The following is a 21,386-nucleotide window of genomic DNA, read 5'->3' as shown; positions in this document are numbered from 1 at the left end:
GAATTGTAACTTCATGCCAACCAGCCCTGCTTTTATCCATTTGCGATTACACAGCGAATACTCCATTCTGGATAGCACGGTCCGTATTCCCGAGGTGGTTGCCAAAGCAGTGGCCGATCAAATGCCCGCATTGGCGTTGACTGATCTTTCCAATCTTTTTGGTCTGGTCAAATTTTACCAAACTGCCTATAAAAATGGCATTAAACCGATTCTCGGGTGTGATGTCTGGATCACCAACGAATCCGATCGCAACAAGCCAATCCGGCTTTTGCTGCTATGCCAATCGCACGCCGGTTATTTGCTGCTATCCCGCCTGTTATCACGCGCCTACCGGGAAAATCAACATCATGGCAGAGCCGAGATCAAAGAATCGTGGTTACATTCGAATGAATCGGGCACGCGGGGACTCATCGCTTTATCAGGCGCCCGCTTTGGCGATATCGGATTGTCCATTTTACAAAATAATCTGCAACAAGCGGAAATTCAGACGCAAAAATGGGCTGATTTGTTTCCTGATCGTTTCTATATTGAAATCCAGCGGGATGGTCATGCCAATGAAGCCATGCTGGTTCAGCAATCGCTGGTATTGGCCAAAAAATTCAATCTGCCTGTCGTTGCCACGCAGGCAGTACAATTTCTGAACCCTGAAGATTACCGCGCCCATGAAGCGCGGGTTTGTATCGCAGAAGGTCATACCTTGGATGACAAGCGCCGTCCGAGATATTTTACAGAACAGCAATATTTCAAAACACAAGCCGAGATAACCCAATTGTTTGCCGATATTCCCAGCGCACTGGCGAATACAATCGAAATTGCCAAGCGCTGCAATCTGGTATTGGAACTGGGTATCAACCGGCTGCCGTTGTTTCCGACGCCCAACAATGAGAGCCTGGAACAATATCTGCGCGACCAGGCCGCAGCCGGCCTGATACAGCGTATGGCCAGCCTGTTTCCTGATGAAGCCGTGCACAATGGTAAAATGTCCAAGTATCAATCGCGCCTTGAGTTTGAAGTGAATACTATTATTCAGATGGGGTTTGCCGGTTATTTCTTGATCGTTGCCGATTTTATCAACTGGGCCAAGCACAACGATGTTCCGGTCGGTCCCGGGCGCGGCTCCGGGGCCGGTTCATTAGTGGCTTATTCATTGGGAATCACCGATCTTGATCCATTGCGCTACGATCTGCTGTTTGAGCGCTTTCTGAATCCGGAACGCGTCTCCATGCCCGATTTTGACATTGATTTCTGCCAGGACCGGCGCGAATTGGTCATCGAATACGTGAAGCAACGCTACGGCACGGAAAAAGTTTCCCAAATCGTCACGTTTGGCACAATGGCGGCCAAAGCCGTGATTCGCGATATCGGCCGGGTGCTGGATTTGCCGTATAACTTTGTCGATCAGCTCGCCAAACTGATACCTTTTGAGATCGGCATGACGTTAAAAAAAGCGCGCCAGCTCGAGCCGCAGCTCAATCAGCGCGCCGCGGAGGAAGAAGATGTGCGCAATTTGCTCGAACTGGCGGAAAGCCTGGAAGGCATTACACGCAACGTCGGCATGCATGCCGGCGGTGTCTTGATCGCTTCTGGAGAAATCACGGATTTCTGCCCGATCTATTGTACGGAATCCGGTGATTCGGTCGTCAGCCAGTTGGATAAGGATGATGTTGAAAAAGTTGGTTTGGTCAAATTCGACTTTCTGGGATTACGCACGCTGACCACACTGGATCGCGCCGTCGGCTATATCCGTCAATCGCGCAAAAAAGGTGAGCCTTCTATTGCAATTGACTCCACAGCCCGGCCTTTCTCACTGGAGACACTGCCGCTTGAGGATGAACGCACCTACGCGCTGATGCGAAAAGGCAACGCGGTCGGCATCTTCCAGTTTGAATCGCGCGGCATGATCGATTTATTACAAAAAGCAAAACCCGATTGTTTTGAAGACATCATCGCGCTGGTTGCGTTGTACCGCCCCGGCCCGATGGATTTGATTCCGGAATTTATTGACCGCAAGCACGGCAAAAAAACGATTGAGTATCTCGATCCCCGCCTGGAACCGATTCTGGGTCCAACGTACGGGATCATGATTTACCAAGAGCAGGTCATGCAGATTGCGCAAGTCATCGGCGGCTACAGTCTCGGCAGCGCCGATTTATTGCGCCGCGCGATGGGTAAGAAGAAAGTTGAAGAAATGGCACAACAGCGCGATATTTTCGTGAATGGCGCTGTGAATAACGGCCTGAGCAAGGATAAAGCCACCGAACTGTTTGGCTTGATGGAAAAATTCGCCGGTTACGGCTTTAACAAATCCCATGCCGCTGCTTACGCGCTGATCGCCTTCCAGACCGCTTATCTGAAAGCGCACTACCCGGCTGAATTTATGGCGGCATGTTTGTCCGCCGATATGGATGACACGGATAAAGTGCATATTTTTGTTGAGGACACCATCGCCAATGGCTTGACGATTCTGCCTCCCGATATCAATCGTTCCGGCTACCGTTTTATCCCAGCCGATGAAAAAACCATCCGCTTCGGTCTCGGTGCGGTAAAAGGCACCGGGGAATCCGCAATTAGCTCGATCGTTGCCGTGCGCGAACAAACGGGGCCGTTTACCGATTTATTCGATTTCTGTAGCCGTGTCGACCGGCGTATCGCTAATCGCCGCGTGATGGAATCACTGATCCGCGTTGGCGCGTTTGATGTCATCAATCCCAACCGTGCCAGCCTGTTGGCTTCTGTCGGTCTGGCGATCGAATCCGCCGAGCAAATGAGCCGGTCTTCCAGTCAGGCCAATTTATTTGGTGGTGAAGGAGATCAATCCCCTATGCAGCCACAACTGATTCATGCTGAATCATGGTCCGACCGGGAGAAACTTCGCCATGAAAAAATCGGCCTGGGTTATTATTTTAGCGGACATCCTTTTGATACCTACGCCGCAGAGCTAAAACGATTCATCCGCACCCGGCTCGACCGGCTGAATCCAAGCCGCGAACCGCAACTACTCGCCGGAATTATTCATTCCATCCGCGTGCAAATGACGCGCCGCGGCAGAATGGGCGTGATCAATCTGGACGATGGTAAAGCGCGTGTTGAATTGGTCATTTTCAGCGAATTGTTCGATGCGAATCGCGCCTGGTTAAAAGAAGATCAACTTCTGATCGCCGAAGCGAAAGTCAGCAACCGCGGATACAATGGCGAAGAAGGCGAAGAATTAAGAATCACCGCCGAGCAGCTCTATGATTTCGCGGGGATACGCTCGCGCTTTGCCAAACAAATCAGGATTCACTGCGATCCCACGACACTCAGCCAAGTTTCCAGCCTCAAAACGCTGCTGGCACCCTTCTCCAATCAAACGCAGAAACCCGGCTTATCCGGTAACAATAATCAACCGGTCTGCCCGGTCGCTGTCATCTATCACAATGACTTTGCCAGCGGTGAGCTTGAATTGGGGAATGATTGGCGGGTAACTCTGCACGACGATTTGCTGCAATCGTTAACTGCGCATTTCAAAACTAAAAATATTGAAATTGTGTACTGAAGATTAAAAATATCAATCGCGCTTGATCCCTTTGGTTCCCGTCCCGTCCATACACTAACAGGCTAACTGTTTCATCTCCTATTAGAATCTTTGATAAAAACGTTTATTCCCCCATGGCTTATCTATGTTAGGTACCGCACAGACATAACCATACAGAAGATATATATGTTACATTAGCTTATAGTTGAAACTATGCCGGTGGCGCATTCAAAGTATTAAACCGCCAGCACCAATTCGTTCAGGCTATGTTAGGTGTCCATTGACAGTAATTCAAAAAATACACTTCTTAACGATTTTCCTGCATTCATTTTTTATTCTAATACACAAGATCTGAACGCGTGCAGTTGTACGTTTTATACGGAGACTGGCTTTGTTTAAAACAGAGATCAATATAATCGCCCTTGATGGTGAAGCCAAAACAGACGGTGCTACTGAAATGCGGCGTCAGGAGACTTTGCTTAGAACGAAAGCGTTGCAAAACGCCATTTTCAATAGCGCCAATTTTTCAAGCATCGCGACTGACGCCAAAGGTGTAATTCAGATTTTTAATGTTGGCGCAGAACGCATGCTGGGTTATACAGCCGCAGAAGTGGTAGACAAAATCACGCTAGCAGATATTTCTGATCCTAAAGAACTCATTTCACGTGCCAAGGCTTTAAGCATAGAACTCTCCACACTAATCACTCCGGGCTTTGAGGCACTCGTGTTCAAAGCCTCCCGGGGTATCGAGGATATTTACGAACTTACCTTTATCCGCAAGGATGACAGCCGATTCCCAGGAGTAGTTTCCGTCACGGCACTGCGCGACGCTCAGGACGAAATCATCGGTTTTTTGCTGATTGGTACTGATAATACACTGCGGAAACAAGCCGAGGCGGAACAGAAAAAACTCGATCAACGTTTGCGCGACCAGCACTTCTACACACGTTCTCTCATCGAATCCAATATTGATGCGCTAATAGCCACCGACCCGTCCGGCATGATTTCGGATGTCAACAAGCAAATGGAAGCGCTCACTGGCTGCACGCGGGATGAACTGATCGGTGCACCGTTCAAAAATTATTTTACCGATCCGGAACGAGCTGAAGCAGGCATCAAACGAGTGCTGGCTGAAAATCGGGTTACCAATTATGAGCTAACTGCACACGCCAGAGACGGCAAAGAAACGGTTGTGTCTTATAATGCAACGACTTTTCACGACCGTGACCGTAAACTGCAAGGTGTGTTCGCTTCAGCGCGCGATATCACGGAGCGCATACTGCTTGATCAGGCTCTGAATGAAACAAATATCAAGCTCGAAAGTGCCAAGTCTATCGCGGAAAAAGCCAACCTCGCAAAATCGGATTTCTTGTCGAGCATGAGCCATGAGTTACGCTCTCCGCTTAATGCAATCCTCGGCTTCGCCCAGTTGATCGAATCAGGTTCACCGCCGCTTACCCCCCGCCAGAAGAGCAATATTGACCAAATTCTCCTGGCTGGCTGGTATTTGCTGGATTTGATCAACGAAATCCTCGATCTCGCGTTGATCGAATCCGGCAAGCTGATGTTGTCACTGGAACCCATGTCGCTAAACGAAGTAATGAGCGATTGCCAAGCCATGATCGAGCCTCAAGCACAAAAAAGCGGCATCTCCCTGAGATTTCCTCAGTTCGATCGCACCTACTTTATCAAGGCGGATCGGACAAGAGTAAAACAAATTCTCATTAACCTGCTTTCTAATTCGATCAAATACAATAGGGCAGGCGGAACGGTGGTAGTGAACTACAACAGCGCAAGTACTGCAGACCGTATCCGCATTAGCATTACTGATACTGGAGAAGGCTTGAGCGTGGAAAATCTCTCACAACTGTTCCAGCCATTCAACCGGCTTGGACGAGAGGCCGGCACAGAGGAAGGCACGGGCATCGGGCTGGTAGTCAGCAAGCGGTTGGTAGAATTAATGGGCGGTGCAATTGGGGCGGAAAGCACTGTCGGGAAAGGCAGTGTGTTCTGGATCGAATTAATTCTGACGGATGCCCCACAAATAACGCGAGATGACGATCAGTCCCTGGCTATTGTCCCGGCAAATATTTCAGCTGAAATGCCTTTACGCACCTTACTCTATGTCGAGGATAATCCAGCCAATCTGCTGTTAGTAGAAAATCTGCTCGAACGCCGGGCTGATATCCACTTGCTGAGCGCTCAAGATGGCCTCCGTGGTATCGAAATTGCGCGCGCTTCGCTGCCGGATGTGATCCTCATGGACATCAATCTGCCTGGCATTAGCGGGATCCATGCACTGAATATTCTGCGCAAAGATCCAACGACAGCTCATATACCGGTTATCGCGCTCAGTGCCAATGCTATGCCGCGAGATATCGTAAGAGGCCTGGAAGTCGGATTCTTTCGTTACCTCACAAAACCCATCAAGCTAAACGAATTTCTCGATACCCTAGACGCAGCACTACAATTGTCCGAGACGCAATCAGCCGGCACAAATATGGAAAAAAAATATGATAGTTAGTACCCCCGACATTCTTAACGCCAGCATCCTTATTGTTGATGATCAAGAACCCAATGTCAGTATGCTTGAGCAGTTACTTAGCGACGCCGGTTATACGCAAGTGGAATCAACCATGAATCCACAGGAGGTTTGCGCACGTCATCGTAAGACCGGTTATGACCTCATTCTACTCGACTTACAGATGCCCAATATGGATGGATTTCAGGTGATGGAAGGCTTAAAGACCAACGAGTCGGATGACTATCTGCCAGTGATCGTACTTACGGCGCAGCCTGGCCACAAGCTGCGTGCGTTGCAAGCCGGTGCCAAGGATTTTATCAGTAAACCGTTTGACCTGGTAGAAGTAAAGACGCGCATCCATAACATACTCGAAGTACGATTGCTCTATAGGCTACTTCATCAACACAATCAATTACTGGAACAGACTGTGCAGGAACGCACGGCCGAACTACGCGAAAGCGAAGCGCGCTATCGCAGTCTTACTGAATTAGCCTCCGATTGGTATTGGGAGCAAGACGAAAACGGGAACTATACCAAAGTCTCCGGTCCGGTTCTGGAAATGCTCGGCGTTCGAGTCGACTCTTTGGCGGGCGAATCAAGTAACGATAAGCTATCCGGATGGAATGCAGCGGAGCATGCAGAATTACAGGCAAAGATTGCCGCACGGCAACCCTTTCTGGATTTCGAATTTAGCCGGACCAATGATGATGGCTCACATCAAAAATTTCGCGTCAGTGGGGAGCCCATGTTCAACCGACTTTGTGGCTATATCGGTTACCGCGGCATCGGATTAGAGGTCACATCCAAAAAATAGAATGCCTATTTCGGATACTCTGCCATGCTCTTACCCAATAGTCCCAATCAAAATCACCTCCTCGCCGCGCTTCCTGAAACCGACTTCGAGCGCGTAGCGGCGCACCTGGAACTGGTTGCAATGCCGCTCGGCGAATACCTTTATGAACCTAACGAACAATTACGGCACGCCTATTTCCCCACCACCGCCATCGTCTCGTTGCACTATGTCACGGAGTCTGGCGCATCCGCCGAAACCGCGGGGGTTGGCAATGAAGGTGTCGTCGGTATTGCACTCTTCATGGGGGGCGATACCACACCCAGTTCAGCCATGGTGCAAACTGCCGGTCACGCTTATCGCCTCGAAAGCCGCTTGTTCAAACAGGAATTCAACCGCGCAGAATTGATGCAAAGCTTGTTATTGCGCTACACCCAGGCACTCATGACACAGATGAGCCTGACAGCGGCCTGTAATCGGCATCATTCGATAGAACAACGGTTGTGCCGCTGGCTATTGTTGACACTCGATCGCGCACCCTCTCAAGATCTCGTCATCACGCAGGAGCAAATCGCCATTATGCTTGGTGTACGCCGCGAAGGCATTACCGAGGCAGCCGGAAATTTGCAGCGCGCAGGCAATATTCATTACCGCCGCGGTCACATTACAGTACTCGATCGTTCCGGACTAGAGGCCTGCGTTTGCGAGTGTTATGGTGTAGTCAGGAAAGAATTTGATCGGCTACTGTGTGATGTGCAATACCGCAAGGGACTGTAACTCTGCGACGTGCTAAAAGATTCAGCAGACCCAATCCAACAAGCAGCATCGTGCAGGTTTCTGGTTCCGGAATAGTGGAAACATAGAAGGTATCCCATACATCATGCCCCCATTGGCTTGATACATAGCCTCTCTCAAAATCGGTAACATCAACATGCGTATATGCCGAATTCCAGTATGCCACCGATTGAATAGTACCAAAACCAAATTCCTCTAAAGTAGGTAGATTACGCATTTCGGCTTCCGTTGCGAAGCGCCAGCCACTATGAAAGCTCGGTGCAAAAAGCTCATTACTTATCCAGTGTTGCACATTAACCGGTGAAGCCCACGTCCACGCCAAGTTACCCTTGATGACATAAGAAGAACTGGGCAAATCACCGGTAATTGGGTTTGCAAAAGCTGTTCCCAACACTAAACTTGAAGAAATGAGAGATAACGCAATAGAAATTTTTTTCATGGAAATGTTCTTCTCTATGCACGCAAAATGAATTTACTTTTTAAGCTACAACATCAAGAAAGGCAGTATCGATAATGGTTCTGAAATCCTCTTGCAGCAATTTCTCCAATACGATGTCCTCAAAGTTCTTCTCATGCCTCCAACAACGGACTCATCGGATATTCCAACGCTTCTTTCATCGCCACCAGAGACAATACCGCTTCCCGGCCATCGATAATCCGGTGATCGTACGACAAAGCCAGATAATTCATCGGACGGATCACGATTTGTCCGTTCTCGACCACTGCGCGTTCCTTGGTCGCATGGATACCCAAAATAGCGCTTTGCGGCGGATTAATAATCGGCGTGGACAACATGGAGCCGAATACACCACCGTTGGTAATCGAGAAAGTACCGCCGCTGAGTTCTTCAATGGTTAGCTTGCCGTCCTGCGCGCGTTTGGCGAATTCGGCGATCTGCAGTTCAATCCCGGCCAGCGTTAAACGGTCTGCATCACGGATAACCGGAACCACCAGTCCGCGCGGACTGCCGACGGCGATGCCGATGTCGTAGTAATCGTGATAAACAATGTCATTGCCTTCAACGGATGCATTAATAATCGGATATTTCTTTAATGCAGCAATGACTGCTTTGACGAAGAACGACATAAAGCCAAGCTTGACACCATACTCCTTCTCAAACTCGGCTTTATAGCGTGTGCGCAGATCAATAATCGCCTGCATATTGACTTCATTAAACGTAGTCAGAATCGCCGCGGTGGATTGCGATTGCACCAGACGTTCCGCAACCCGCTGCCGCAGTCTGGACATGGCCACTCGGCGTTCCGCACGCGCACCCGGAACAGGTGGCGCTGGTGTACTGACTGAACCGGATTTAGTCTCGGCATCTGCTGCCGGGCTGGGTTTGCTTTCCATATACGCTTGCACATCTTCTTTAGTAACACGCCCGCCCAAGCCAGTCCCTTTGATGGCACTGATTTCCGCCGCTCTCAAGTTATTTTCTTCCGCCAGTTTGTGTGCAGCAGGCATCAACAGCGGTGCCATTTGTTCATCGCCTTTGGCGCTGATCGTTTCAGTAGTTTTAACAGCCGGTATTTCAGTCTGCTTTTCGGTAGCGGGTGCCAGTTTAGGTTGATTATCCTGTTGATCGGTTGCTTCCGTCTCAATCATCGCGATGACTTCACCGCTGGCAACCGTTGCGCCATCTTTTTTTAAAATTTTGGTCAATACACCAGCACTGGGCGCAGGCAATTCAAGCACTACCTTGTCGGTTTCGACATCAATCAGGTTTTCTGACCGGTTGACGTAATCTCCTGCTTTTTTATGCCAGGATATTAAGGTAGCTTCCGCTACGGATTCAGATAACATGGGAACTTTGACTTCAACTAGCATGGTGCCCTCTTTTTAGATTTTGTCTCTAAATGCTGCCACGATTAACTCATTCTGCGTAAATTTATGGCGGGCCGTATAACCGACTGCCGGAGAAGCAGAAGATTCCCGCAGCGCGTAACCCAGGATCTGATCAGACCGTATATGCCGCCGCAAATAGTGCTGAATGCGATGCCATGCGCCTTGATTACCCGGCTCTTCCTGGCACCAGATCACCGATTTGGCGGTACTGAAACGATCGATTTCCGCCTGAAACTCCTCATGCGGAAATGGATAAAGCTGCTCCAGGCGAATTATCGCCATATCCGTTATTTGTTGCTCCTTGCGGTAAGCCATCAGCTCGTAATAAATCTTTCCGCTACAGGCGATGATGCGTCTCACCTTTTTGGAATCCAGACTCTCGGTTTCAGGTATTACCGGATAAAAATGACCATTCGCCAAATCTTCCAGACTCGATACGGATTCTTTGTGCCGCAGCATGCTCTTTGGACTCATAATGATCAGGGGCTTGCGGAGCGGGCGGATCATTTGCCGCCGCAGCACATGAAACATTTGTGCCGGTGTGGAAGGCACGCACACCTGAATATTATAATTCGCGCACAGTTGCAAATAACGCTCCAGCCGTGCGGAAGAGTGCTCTGGACCCTGCCCCTCATAGCCATGCGGCAGCATCATCACCAAACCGCATACGCGCCCCCACTTGGCTTCACCGGATGCGATAAATTGATCAATCACTACCTGAGCGCCATTGGCAAAATCGCCAAACTGCGCTTCCCAGATCACCAGTTCGTTCGGCTGCGTAGTTGCATAGCCATATTCAAAACCCAACACCGCTTCTTCGGATAGCATCGAGTCAATAACGACAAAATCCGGTTGTTCGGGATAAATATGACGTAGCGGCACATAAATACGCTCATCTTCCTCTGCTGTTACCTGGTCATGTAATACCGCATGACGGTGAAAGAAAGTACCACGTCCCGAGTCCTGGCCCGAGAGTCTCACCGGATAGCCTTCCTTCAGCAAGGCTGCGTAGGCTAGATTCTCTGCCATTCCCCAATCCAGCGGTAATTCTCCATTTCCCATCAAACGCCGGTCTGCAATTATCTTTTCAACCCTTTGTTGCAGCCTGAAGCCTTCAGGGATATCGGTCAAGCGCATTGCAAGTTGTTTCAGCGTTTCAATTGCAACACCGGTTTTAACTTTTTTGTTCCATTTAAACGGTTTGAGAAAAGGTTCCCAATTAATGGTGTACGGGGATTGATAGTCATAACAAACCGCTTTATTGGGATTTACGCCTTCATCCATGGCATTCCGGTAGGATTGAACCAGGTCATCCGCATCTTTCGGTTTAATCACGCCTTCTGCCACGAGTTTATCAACATAGCGCTTGCGGGTACCGAGATGTTTGCTGATGATCTGATACATCTTCGGCTGCGTCACCATGGGCTCATCTTGCTCATTATGGCCAAGACGACGGAAACAAACCATGTCAATCACGACATCTTTATGAAACCGCATACGGAAATCAAACGCCAGTTCAGCCACCATGATTACCGCTTCCGGATCATCGCCATTGACATGAAAAATCGGCGCCTCGATCATCTTGGCGACATCGGTACAGTACAATGTCGAGCGGCTGTCGCGTGGATCGGATGTGGTAAATCCGATCTGATTATTGATGATGATATGCACCGTGCCACCCGTACCATATCCACGAGTTTGCGACAAATTGAGCGTTTCCATCACCACACCCTGCCCGGCAAACGCGGCATCACCGTGAATTAATACCGGCAACACGCGATCACCCAATTTGTCGTTTAATAAGTGCTGGCGCGCACGCACCGAACCCTCGACCACTGGGTTGACAATTTCCAGATGAGAAGGATTAAAGGCCAATGCCAAACGGACAATTCCTTCAGATGTTTTGATTGCAGAAGAAAAGCCTTGGTGATATTTCACGTCGCCCGAGGGTAAATCCTGGGGCTGCTTTTCTTCAAATTCGCGAAAAAGATCGGCAGGCATCTTGCCCAGCGTATTTACTAACACGTTCAGTCTGGCGCGATGCGCCATGCCCATCACAATCTGTTGGATCCCCGCTTTGCCTGCGCGACGAATTAAACAATCCAGCAATGGTATTAGGCTTTCGTTGCCTTCCCCGGAAAAACGCTTCTGTCCGACATAGCGGGTATGCAGGTATTTTTCCAATCCCTCCGCTGCATTCAGCCGCTCAAGAATATGGCGTTTATCTTCGTCCGAATAATTCGGATTTGATCGCTGGCCTTCCAATCGCGCTTGAATCCAGCGCTTTTGCTCCACTGAAGAGATATACATATATTCCGCACCGACGGATCCGCAATAGGTTTCCCGAAGAATTTGCAGAATTTCACGTAGCGTGGCATGTTCAGGACCTACCAATGAACCGGTATTAAATACCTTGTCCATATCCGCTTCGGTGAAGCCGAAATGAGCAGGATCCAGTTCGGGCACATCTGATTGTTGTTTGAGTCCAAGGGGATCCAGCTTGGCCTGGTTTAGGCCGAGATAGCGATGCATGTTGATGAGTTGCAGGACTGCGACTTGCTTGCGATCATCAGAATCAGCAGTCATGATGTCCGGCAGTGCAGTCTGACTTTCTGTCCCGGAATAGGTTACGGCTGTGGTAACGGAAGCGCTGCTGACTACACCTTGGGGCTGTTTATTAACAGTAGTATCCTGTTGCTTAGCCAGCCGATCGAAGTATTCACGCCAAGCTGAAGCAACAGAATTCGGGTTATGCAGATAATCTTCATAAACCGCTTCAATAAACGAAGCGTTTGCGCCGGATAAAAGGGAATCATCAAACAACTGCTTGTTCATAAGATTGGCAGCCTTTATAAAAGAAAACTATTTTCTTGAATACGAACTGGGGATATCCCGCATCGTTGTACCTGTATACAATTGACGCGGACGCCCGATCTTATGGGTCGGATCTGAAACCATTTCACTCCATTGCGCCACCCATCCGACTGTTCTTGCCATGGCAAAAATAGCGGTAAACATTTTGGTCGGTATTCCCAAGGCGCGCTGTACGATCCCTGAATAAAAATCCACGTTGGGATAGAGTTTTCTGGAAATAAAATACTCATCTTCCAATGCAATTTTTTCAAGTTGTAGCGCCAGCTTAAATAAGCGATCATTGTGCAAACCCAATTCATTCAGAACTTCATGACAGGTTTCACGCATTAACTTGGCGCGCGGATCAAAATTCTTGTAGACACGATGACCAAAGCCCATCAACCGGTAATTACTGTCTTTGTCTTTAGCGCGTTTGATATATTCATCAATGCGTGACACATCGCCGATTTCTTCCAGCATTTGCAAGCAGGCTTCATTGGCGCCGCCATGTGCAGGCCCCCATAAACAGGAAATCCCTGCCGAAACGCAAGCAAAAGGATTCGCTCCGCTGGAGCCGACCAATCGAACGGTTGAAGTGGAAGCATTTTGTTCATGATCGGCATGTAAAATCAGAATCCGGTCCAGCGCGCGAACAATTACTGGATTCACTTTGTATTCTTCACTCGGTACGGCAAACATCATATGCAGGAAGTTTTCCGCATAACCTAATTGATTCTGTGGATAAATGAAGGGTTGACCGATGTTGTATTTATAGGCCATTGCCGCAATAGTCGGCAACTTTGCTATCAGGCGGAAGGCCGATTGTTCCCGGTACGCCGGATCAGAAATATTCAATGCTTCATGATAAAAGGCAGATAGGGCACCCACGACACCCACCATGACTGCCATTGGATGCGCATCGCGCCGGAATCCGCTAAAAAACCTGACCAACTGCTCATGCAACATCGAATGATTTTTAATTGAGCGATCGAATTCTGATTTTTTCTCAGTATCGGGCAATTCACCTTTCATCAGCAGATGACAAACATCGATAAAATCACAGTGGGTCGCGAGTTGTTCGATGGGATACCCGCGGTATAACAAAATGCCTTTGTCACCATCAATAAAGGTAATGTCAGAGCTATTGCTGGCCGTCGACAAGTACCCTGGATCATAAGTAAATACGCCACTTTTTGCATGCAGTGCGCGAATATCCACCACATCGGGTCCCATCGTTCCCGATAAAACGGGTAATTCAATGGGCGCGCTGCCATCATTAAGATTTAATGTTGCTATGCCTTTTTGTGCCATTTTACTTCTCCACATGTAGCAATGATTGATTAGTATGCACTATTAGAAAATTCCAGAATCCCCAGAATATCATCCAAAATCTAACTCTTTTGTAATAATTCCAATACCTGCTGCAAGTTATCATCTGTCGTGACTTGTCTTGCCGTGATTAAATCCCACAAATCATTGTCCGGTAAAGCTAACAATCGTTCAAACTGTTCCAGCCCTGACTCATCCAACTGCGTGTAGTACTGATCCATAAAACGTTGCAAAACAATATCCAACTCAAGCAGGCCACGCCGGCATCGCCAGCGTGCGCGTTCAAGTTCCTTCATACCATTCTTTTTACCATCATATCTTTGATTTTTCCAATCGCGCTAGTCGGATTTAAGCCTTTAGGGCAAGCAGCAACGCAATTCATGATGGAATGACAACGAAACAGCCGGTAAGGATCTTCCAGATTATCCAATCTCTCAGCGGTAGCCTGGTCGCGGCTATCGGCAAGAAAACGATAAGCTTGCAGTAGCCCCGCTGGTCCTACGAATTTATCCGGGTTCCACCAGAAGGAAGGACAGGATGTTGTACAACAAGCGCACAAAATACACTCGTAGGCGCCATCCAAAGCCGCCCTATCCTCAGGCGACTGTAACCGTTCTGTTTCTGGTGGCGGATCATTGTTAATGAGATAAGGTTTGACGGAATGATATTGGTGAAAGAATTGCGTCATATCAACAATCAAATCACGAATGACCGGCAATCCGGGTAATGGGCGTATCTCTACAGGCTCTTTCAAACTACTGAGCGGTGTGATGCACGCCAGTCCATTACTGCCATTAATATTCATTGCATCCGAACCACACACCCCTTCACGGCAGGAGCGGCGAAGACTCAGGCTGTCATCGGCCGATTTAATGCGCAGCAGCGCATCCAGTAGCATCTTGTCGGTTCCTGCCAACTGGATGTCGTAATCCTGCATATAAGGTTTTTCATCTTTATCGGGATCATAGCGGTAAATCGAAAACTTCATAGGCTGGCTCCAGATGGTTTGAACACGGCTTATAGTCGATAGAAATAACTCAATACATAACAAAGTATACAGATTTGAAGCCAGATTAGCATAGTTTGACTTATCTTTTCCACCTAACAAGCGAGCAATGTATTGAAAAACGTAGTGTACAGATGCAATTAATGTCGCCGGGATTCAGGTAGAATTATACCCGTTAGGTTCGTGTGGCCGGACCAACGCCAAACGATTGAGAAATTGAATAGTGCCAACAAGCCATAGTGAATATTTTATAAAGGAAATTTCAGATGAATTTTAAACATAGTGCCGTTTGTATCCTTATTCTTAGTACCGCATTGATCGGTTGTAACAACGTTCCCGAAGCTAATTCCGTGAATTGCTCGGGCAGAGGAATGGAGTCAGCACTGACAGAATTTAAGAACGACGAAGCTAAACGGCAAGCATTTATTGATCAATGTGATGCTTTGAAAAAAGCAAATTAAAACGCACGTATAGGAATTCGGCAAACCCCAGGGATGGTTTTAGAACATTAAACGCCTGGGGGTAATGTCGCTTGACGAGCGATGAATCCGGCTTCTGCAGACTTGAGTGTCCGACCATGCGTTTGACATGAGCAGATTAAAAAGAAGGAAAGAACATGTCAAATGTAAAGCCCGGCACCAAGACTACGCAGTTTTAAAACCAATTTAGCCAGTTTTGGCTTGTCTTTTTAGATCGTAGCACCGAGCGATGGTACATGAGGCCGTCTTATAAATAAGTCCGGCGCATTATCAATGAACCCTACGCGGGCTGCGTTAAATGGAATTATTTAAATCCCATCATAATCAGACCCTAAAGCAACAAGCGGAAAATGATCGCACGCCATTGACCGGGTAAGTTTTCCCGGAAATGATTTGAAAGGAGGATAAATCCAATTGGGTATCCTGAACTGAAAGCGTATCCGCTGCCAGTAATTCGCTCGCAATATCCATAGGACTCAAATCACACCGGATGCCGCGGATCAATCCGATTAACTTCAACGCATCCACACCAAAAGATTCCAGGCTTAATGACTCGAAATACATTTTTTTCCCTTTTGAGTCGATTTGGCAATAATGATCGTTCAGGCCGCACGTCATTCGTACCTCATTTTCGTAACACCAGCTGGAAAATTTGGTCGAAATGAGTTTACTTAAATCGGATTCATCAAAACCACCGCGCTGAATAGCGGCATCAACATCCCAATGAAAGCGCTCAGGCTGATAATTAATTGCGATCGCTTGGTCATCGGGAATTTCAAACACCAAGGCAGCTCCATGATGACCATCGGCATAATGACTCCACAGCACGGGATCATGATAGCCTTTAGAAAAACAAATCACACCATAGCGCTCATTCGCCTGATTTTTGAATGTTTCCAGTTTGGTTTGGGTATCGCTATCGAAAAAACCGGCAGCACACAATTGAAATGGATCGTTCAGTTCATTGATGCGCGCAATTTTCAAACGGCGGTCACGCAATGCTTTCAGGGCAAATTTGGAAGAAATGAAGTGGTATACAATCATTGATGAATTGTTTGAGGTAGTTGTTTCATGTTCCCCAGATGTTAATTCGTGCGATCACATGGCATATTGTTCTGCAAATTCAATGCATCGAATTACCATTTATTGATAACCTGATTGAGTAAAAGGCAAAGAAAGTGATAGCAATTATCAATTCAAAAAACCTCATCATTTACTGTCTCAAACTAATTCCCAGATGATGCTGACTTAACGTAACTATTTAGTTATAAAGTTTTTAGATACTCCAACAAATCTAACCGTTCTTCTTTCGTAAGTGGCTTAAGGATTTTTCCATTCAGTTGCGCTGTTTTACCGGTTGTATACTCGTGCCCAGCATTGCTGTTGCCTTTTAAACTGGTATCAAATCTGAACCCTTCATAACCGCTGCTTTTCAAGCCGACTTTAATCGGATCGAATTCTCTCGAACCCACTTCAAACTGATCTGGACGGTATTCTCCGTCTTTTGGATCCCCCTCACGTTTTTTGGGTAATAACAAATCATACAATGTTGGAACGGAGCCATTGTGCAGATATGGTGCAGTTGCCCAAATACCATTCAATGAGCGCGCTTTATAGGCATTTAATGAAGCAAATGGCTTCGCGGTAGTATCTGGATCGTAATTGCCTTGCTTAATAGAAGGATACGGCGCATTACTAAAAGAGGCTCTGAAAAAATCAGCGCTCCGATCTAATCGACGCTCAAAAGAATTTTTGTCTGAATCAATTGTAGAAATAGTAGATAGCGCTGCTTTAGTCAGCAGAGCCACCATTGGGACTTTCTCACCTAGCAAAATATTGCCGATGCCTACACCGACATATTGATTGCGTAGAATACCGGAATAACCAGTATGACTGAAACTATTCTCGGCCATCACTGGGTCAGTGCCGATATCACTGACACGATACATCCTCGGAAGGATATTATCATGGCAGCTTGCACAATATTCATTAAAAATCTGTTTACCTTGCGACGCACGCTGCTTGTCGATCTCACCCAAAATTTCCTCCGGCCATTGCGGCGATTGAAGTTTCTGCAAATGCAACTCCAAACTGCGCAAGTTGAAAATACTGACTGAAGAATTGAAATTTTTTTTAGTCCAATCCAATGAACCGAATACACCGATGACTTTCTCAGTACCAAATACGATACGACCCAAATTGGAATTCATCACCGCCCCATTCCATTGCACATAATTATGCTGCGATGTATCCCATAAAAATGGATAGCTGACCGGCGCATCCGCAGGATTAAACAATTCCGTGCGCATTCGATCTAATTGTTGCTTGGTTAAATACTGAGTGTGAGTGAAGTATTCCATCATGCGGTCACGTTGATCGCCAGTTGAAATTCTGGCAATTTCTTTGATGATTTTGTTAAATCTCTCATCATCCATGTTGCCATCGTACATAATCTTGTGATCAAGCAGCAGTTCCTGTAATTCTTTCTCGCTGATCAGGTGCTCCAGCACTCGATTGTAGGTACGACCTAATGCATCCAATCGTGCATAACCATATGGCGTCGGACTGCGGTTAATGGTGATGTAGTTAATAAGCTGCTGTTCATATTTCACCAAATCGCCGAGCACTTCAGTTTCAGATTTATAATGACCTCGCGCCAATACATTCTTGACAAACTGCTTCTTGGCTTCCTCGTTATTGCTGGTGTACTGCAATGCTTTTGCCAGACCGATTATGCAGTTTTCCATATCTGCACTAGCTGGGCCACCGTCAATGCGGATACCGACACCGTTATAGTTGATTTGACCGGTATGGCATGCTGCGCAAGTCAAACCAATATATTTCTGGCTTTTGTAATCGCTCTTGACCCAACCGACAGGTAATCCATCCGGGTTTCCAGAAGATGCTTTACGGATCAGGTAGCGATAGAAATTCATATTCTCGTTTGAACGAAACAGCTCGCCACCACCTTCCTTTTCTAACACCATAAAGAAATCATAAGGCATCAGATTCGACCCTATCGTAGTGTTGTAAAACCAGTTGCTATCTGCTGAGTTCCAGTTCTGATCAAGGTATCGAATCTCGGTGTAATTATCGCCGAATGAATCTTGACTAACTATAGCAGCGCCACTCTCAGAATCTATACCTGATTCTGGAATTAGTGTCACTAGTATCATCAGGGGGGAAATTAAAATAGAAAAAAAGATTGCTACTACCTTTAAGGTACTATACGACTCATAAATGGTAATGCAAGCAGTAAAAAAGAACAGTAATCTCTTTGGTAACCTATAGAACCACGTTGATTTCAGAATAAGTTTTAGCATCTCAATTAAATCTCATGAGTACTATATGAGTCTAATATCAATTCATTCCAGTAAATACTATTAGATGAAACCTACATGAATATACTACACTGCTCATCAATATAATTCTTCACCACCTGCACATCCGCATCCTTAACCACAAACCGCTGCGGCAAACTTTCCAAGTTCTCAAAACCCGCCGGGCGTTCCGGTTCGCGGCCAATGGCTTCCTGGATGCTTTCGGCAAATTTCGCGGGCAATGCGGTTTCCAGGCAAATCAGCGGCACTCCGGCTTCCCGGTGCGCTTGACCGACTTTCAGGCCATCCGCGGTATGTGTATCGACCAGCACCTGATAGCGCTGATAGATGTCGCGAATCGTGGCAATCCGCGCGGCGTGGTTGCTGCTGCCGGACATGAAGCCGTAATCCTTGATTTTTGCGAACAGCGGGGTAGTCGATAAATCAAAAGCATTGCCTTTGTCCACCGCCGACCACAATTCAGCCACTTGCTTGGCGTTTCTTCCGGTCAAATCAAAAATGAAGCGCTCAAAATTGGAGGCTTTGGAAATATCCATTGACGGGCTGCTGGTGTGTTGGGTTTCCGTCGTCGTGCGCGGACGGTACACCCCGGTTCTGAAGAATTCATCCAATACGTCATTTTCATTGGTCGCCAGAATTAGGCGTTTAATCGGCAGGCCCATCATTCGCGCCACGTGACCCGCGCAAATATTGCCAAAATTGCCGGATGGCACAGCAAAAGACACTTGTTCATCGTTGGATTTGGTTGCAGCAAAATAACCTTTGAAGTAATACACCACCTGCGCCACAATGCGCGCCCAGTTGATTGAATTGACCGTGCCTATTCGATGCGCTTGTTTGTAAGCATGATCGTTGCTGACTGCCTTGACAATATCCTGACAATCGTCAAATACGCCGCGGATGGCAATATTGAAAATGTTTTTATCCTGCAAGGAAAACATCTGCGCCGTCTGGAAACGGCTCATTTTCCCTAGCGGAGACAACATAAAAACCCGGATGCCGTGCTTGCCGCGCATGGCGTATTCGGCGCTGGAACCGGTATCACCCGAGGTCGCACCGAGAATGTTCAGCTCGTCACCGGTTTTGGCCAGTTGGTATTGAAACAAATTGCCAAGCAACTGCATCGCGATGTCCTTGAACGCCAACGTCGGCCCATTGGACAATCCCAGGATATGCAAACCCGGTTCCAGTGTTTTAAGCGGCGCGACATCTGCACTGCCAAACACTTCGGCGGTATAGGTTTGATGAATCAGATTGCGCAAATCGTTCGACGGAATATCATCGACAAAGCGCGACAGGATTTCGAACGCAAGCGCCGGATAACTCAGGCCACGCCACGCATTCAATTCTGCTGCGGTAATTTGCGGATACGCTTCCGGTATCGCCAATCCGCCATCGGGAGACAATCCGCTTAGTAGGATTTCTGAAAAAGATTTAGGTGGCATTCCACCACGGGTCGAGATATAACGCATGCTTGATAGTATGAGTTCAGTAAAGGCTATTGCAGCACGCAACAGCGTTAAAAAACAGGGAGTGCGCCTGAAAAATGAATGCAATGATCATCACCGCATCCATTTCAAGGACTCAATTCTAATTATTTAATTCTTCTATGCGAATACGAATCACTTTATTCGTCACCACCGGCAAGGATTCAATGCGGGCAATGGCCGCGTTGATATTTTTCTCCACTGTCAAGTGCGTCAGCATAATAATGCTGACGCGATCCGAGTCACTACTCGGTTCCTTTTGAATCAGCGCACTGATGGAAATATTGTTATCCGCCACGATGCGTGTAATTTCCGCCATCACGCCCGGTTTATCAATCACCTGCATTCTCAGGTAATACGAGGTTTCCACATCTTCCATCGGAATCACCGGTGTATCGGACAACAAATCCGGCTGGAAGGATAATGTCGGAACTCGATGCATCGGGTCAGCGGTTTGCATGCGCGTCACATCCACCAGATCCGCAATCACCGAACTGGCCGTTGGTTCAGCGCCCGCTCCGGCGCCATAGTAGAGTGTCGCGCCAACAGCGTCTCCCTTGACGACAATGGCATTCATCACGCCTTCGACATTGGCAATTAAACGGCGCACCGGAATTAATGTGGGATGCACGCGCAATTCAATGCCTTTTTCCACGCGCTTGGTAATTCCCAATAGTTTGATCCGGTAACCAAGTTCTTCGGCATAGCGTATATCTTCGCCGGTAAGCTTAGTAATTCCTTCGGTATACACTTTACTGAATTGCACCGGGATGCCGAATGCAATCGCTGACATTAATGTGATTTTATGCGCCGCATCAATGCCTTCAATGTCATACGTAGGATCCGCCTCAGCGTAGCCCAGTTTTTGCGCCTCAGCTAAAACCTGCTCAAAGGACAATCCCTTATCGCGCATTTCCGACAAAATAAAATTCGAAGTGCCGTTAATAATTCCGGCAATCCAGGTAATACGGTTAGCCGTTAATCCTTCACGCAGCGCTTTGATAATCGGAATCCCACCTGCAACAGCCGCTTCAAAAGCCACCATCACCCCTTTTGCACGCGCCACGGCAAATATCTCGGTGCCATGATTAGCCAGCAAGGCTTTATTCGCCGTCACGACATGTTTGCCGTGGGCAATTGCTTCCAGTATCAGGTCCTTGGCAATCGTCTGACCGCCGATCAGCTCAACCACAATATCAATGTCAGGATGTGTAGTAACTTCATGCGGGTTATCGGTCACAATCACATCGTGATCCGCAAAACTGCGCGCCCGATCTAAATCCTTGTCGGCGATCATTTTGACTTTGATTTCACGTCCCGCACGACGGGCTATTTCTTCCTGATTGCGTTTCAGAACGGTGTAAGTACCCCCGCCCACAGTGCCAATTCCTAATAAACCAATATTGATGGGTTTCATAAA

15 protein-coding genes are annotated in these 21,386 nt (G+C 47.6%); 5 read left to right on the top strand and 10 right to left on the bottom strand.

Features of this window, described 5'->3' with window-relative positions; genetic code table 11:
• The first annotated feature begins 13 nt into the window (after window positions 1-13).
• The 4 genes from dnaE (at window position 14) to NIT79A3_RS04225 (ending at window position 7,605) form a co-directional block, all read left to right on the top strand.
• The gene (gene dnaE, locus NIT79A3_RS04240; protein ID WP_013965024.1) at window positions 14-3,535 is read left to right on the top strand and encodes a DNA polymerase III subunit alpha; all 3,522 of its coding nucleotides are present in this window, start codon (window positions 14-16) and stop codon (window positions 3,533-3,535) included.
• Between the two features lie 370 nt (window positions 3,536-3,905).
• Window positions 3,906-6,038, top strand: coding sequence for a PAS domain S-box protein (locus NIT79A3_RS04235; protein WP_013965023.1), 2,133 nt, complete (start codon window positions 3,906-3,908; stop codon window positions 6,036-6,038).
• Window positions 6,028-6,852, top strand: coding sequence for a response regulator (locus NIT79A3_RS04230; protein WP_013965022.1), 825 nt, complete (start codon window positions 6,028-6,030; stop codon window positions 6,850-6,852). The genes NIT79A3_RS04235 and NIT79A3_RS04230 overlap by 11 nt, the downstream gene beginning before the upstream one ends.
• Window positions 6,853-6,876: 24 nt before the next feature.
• Window positions 6,877-7,605, top strand: coding sequence for a Crp/Fnr family transcriptional regulator (locus NIT79A3_RS04225; protein WP_013965021.1), 729 nt, complete (start codon window positions 6,877-6,879; stop codon window positions 7,603-7,605).
• Here NIT79A3_RS04225 and NIT79A3_RS17690 read toward each other — a convergent pair.
• The 6 genes from NIT79A3_RS17690 to NIT79A3_RS04195 form a co-directional block, all read right to left on the bottom strand.
• The gene (locus NIT79A3_RS17690; RefSeq protein ID WP_013965020.1) at window positions 7,550-8,062 is read right to left on the bottom strand and encodes a PEP-CTERM sorting domain-containing protein; all 513 of its coding nucleotides are present in this window, start codon (window positions 8,060-8,062) and stop codon (window positions 7,550-7,552) included. The genes NIT79A3_RS04225 and NIT79A3_RS17690 overlap by 56 nt on opposite strands.
• Window positions 8,063-8,193: 131 nt before the next feature.
• A complete protein-coding gene (odhB, locus tag NIT79A3_RS04215) occupies window positions 8,194-9,453 on the bottom strand; it encodes a 2-oxoglutarate dehydrogenase complex dihydrolipoyllysine-residue succinyltransferase (protein ID WP_013965019.1) in 1,260 nt (419 codons plus the stop codon).
• A gap of 12 nt (window positions 9,454-9,465) precedes the next feature.
• Window positions 9,466-12,306 (bottom strand): 2-oxoglutarate dehydrogenase E1 component, encoded by a 2,841-nt coding sequence (locus tag NIT79A3_RS04210; protein WP_013965018.1) that lies wholly within the window; start codon window positions 12,304-12,306, stop codon window positions 9,466-9,468.
• 27 nt (window positions 12,307-12,333) lie between these two features.
• Complete coding sequence (gene gltA / locus NIT79A3_RS04205) at window positions 12,334-13,635, bottom strand: citrate synthase (RefSeq protein ID WP_013965017.1); 1,302 nt, start codon at window positions 13,633-13,635, stop codon at window positions 12,334-12,336.
• Window positions 13,636-13,715: 80 nt separating this feature from the next.
• Window positions 13,716-13,949 (bottom strand): succinate dehydrogenase assembly factor 2, encoded by a 234-nt coding sequence (locus NIT79A3_RS04200; RefSeq protein WP_013965016.1) that lies wholly within the window; start codon window positions 13,947-13,949, stop codon window positions 13,716-13,718.
• Window positions 13,946-14,641, bottom strand: coding sequence for a succinate dehydrogenase iron-sulfur subunit (locus NIT79A3_RS04195; RefSeq protein WP_013965015.1), 696 nt, complete (start codon window positions 14,639-14,641; stop codon window positions 13,946-13,948). The genes NIT79A3_RS04200 and NIT79A3_RS04195 overlap by 4 nt, the downstream gene beginning before the upstream one ends.
• A 284-nt stretch (window positions 14,642-14,925) precedes the next feature.
• Between NIT79A3_RS04195 and trbK the strand changes: the two genes are divergently transcribed.
• Complete coding sequence (gene trbK / locus NIT79A3_RS04190) at window positions 14,926-15,120, top strand: entry exclusion lipoprotein TrbK (RefSeq protein ID WP_013965014.1); 195 nt, start codon at window positions 14,926-14,928, stop codon at window positions 15,118-15,120.
• A gap of 342 nt (window positions 15,121-15,462) precedes the next feature.
• Here the strand turns inward: trbK and NIT79A3_RS17685 are convergent, their stop codons facing one another.
• From NIT79A3_RS17685 to NIT79A3_RS04170, 4 genes are all read right to left on the bottom strand, one after another.
• Window positions 15,463-16,182, bottom strand: a complete 720-nt coding sequence (locus tag NIT79A3_RS17685; RefSeq protein WP_013965013.1) for a DUF2971 domain-containing protein — start codon at window positions 16,180-16,182, stop codon at window positions 15,463-15,465.
• 221 nt (window positions 16,183-16,403) lie between these two features.
• The gene (locus NIT79A3_RS04180; protein ID WP_156797010.1) at window positions 16,404-18,314 is read right to left on the bottom strand and encodes a di-heme-cytochrome C peroxidase; all 1,911 of its coding nucleotides are present in this window, start codon (window positions 18,312-18,314) and stop codon (window positions 16,404-16,406) included.
• 218 nt (window positions 18,315-18,532) lie between these two features.
• Window positions 18,533-19,951 carry a threonine synthase gene (thrC, locus tag NIT79A3_RS04175; protein WP_013965011.1) on the bottom strand — a complete coding sequence of 473 codons (1,419 nt, stop codon included), beginning with the start codon at window positions 19,949-19,951 and terminating at the stop codon, window positions 18,533-18,535.
• Window positions 19,952-20,069: 118 nt separating this feature from the next.
• On the bottom strand, window positions 20,070-21,383 hold the full coding sequence (locus NIT79A3_RS04170) for a homoserine dehydrogenase (protein ID WP_013965010.1): 1,314 nt from the start codon (window positions 21,381-21,383) through the stop codon (window positions 20,070-20,072).
• Window positions 21,384-21,386: the final 3 nt, after the last annotated feature.

The organism is Nitrosomonas sp. Is79A3 (assembly GCF_000219585.1).
Classification (GTDB): Bacteria; Pseudomonadota; Gammaproteobacteria; order Burkholderiales; family Nitrosomonadaceae; genus Nitrosomonas.
The sequence above is the reverse complement of the archived record's forward strand: the minus strand, read 5'-3'. Positions and strand labels throughout refer to the sequence as shown.

What these genes read in the sequence shown, in the direction of transcription:
- dnaE (WP_013965024.1), top strand. Translation starts at nt 14, where the DNA reads ATGCCAACCAGCCCTGCTTTTATCCATTTGCGATTACACAGCGAATAC.
- NIT79A3_RS04230 (WP_013965022.1), top strand. Translation starts at nt 6,028, where the DNA reads ATGATAGTTAGTACCCCCGACATTCTTAACGCCAGCATCCTTATTGTT.
- NIT79A3_RS04225 (WP_013965021.1), top strand. Translation starts at nt 6,877, where the DNA reads ATGCTCTTACCCAATAGTCCCAATCAAAATCACCTCCTCGCCGCGCTT.
- NIT79A3_RS17690 (WP_013965020.1), bottom strand. Translation starts at nt 8,062, where the DNA reads ATGAAAAAAATTTCTATTGCGTTATCTCTCATTTCTTCAAGTTTAGTG.
- odhB (WP_013965019.1), bottom strand. Translation starts at nt 9,453, where the DNA reads ATGCTAGTTGAAGTCAAAGTTCCCATGTTATCTGAATCCGTAGCGGAA.
- NIT79A3_RS04210 (WP_013965018.1), bottom strand. Translation starts at nt 12,306, where the DNA reads ATGAACAAGCAGTTGTTTGATGATTCCCTTTTATCCGGCGCAAACGCT.
- gltA (WP_013965017.1), bottom strand. Translation starts at nt 13,635, where the DNA reads ATGGCACAAAAAGGCATAGCAACATTAAATCTTAATGATGGCAGCGCG.
- NIT79A3_RS04200 (WP_013965016.1), bottom strand. Translation starts at nt 13,949, where the DNA reads ATGAAGGAACTTGAACGCGCACGCTGGCGATGCCGGCGTGGCCTGCTT.
- NIT79A3_RS04195 (WP_013965015.1), bottom strand. Translation starts at nt 14,641, where the DNA reads ATGAAGTTTTCGATTTACCGCTATGATCCCGATAAAGATGAAAAACCT.
- trbK (WP_013965014.1), top strand. Translation starts at nt 14,926, where the DNA reads ATGAATTTTAAACATAGTGCCGTTTGTATCCTTATTCTTAGTACCGCA.
- NIT79A3_RS17685 (WP_013965013.1), bottom strand. Translation starts at nt 16,182, where the DNA reads ATGATTGTATACCACTTCATTTCTTCCAAATTTGCCCTGAAAGCATTG.
- NIT79A3_RS04180 (WP_156797010.1), bottom strand. Translation starts at nt 18,314, where the DNA reads ATGATACTAGTGACACTAATTCCAGAATCAGGTATAGATTCTGAGAGT.
- thrC (WP_013965011.1), bottom strand. Translation starts at nt 19,951, where the DNA reads ATGCGTTATATCTCGACCCGTGGTGGAATGCCACCTAAATCTTTTTCA.
- NIT79A3_RS04170 (WP_013965010.1), bottom strand. Translation starts at nt 21,383, where the DNA reads ATGAAACCCATCAATATTGGTTTATTAGGAATTGGCACTGTGGGCGGG.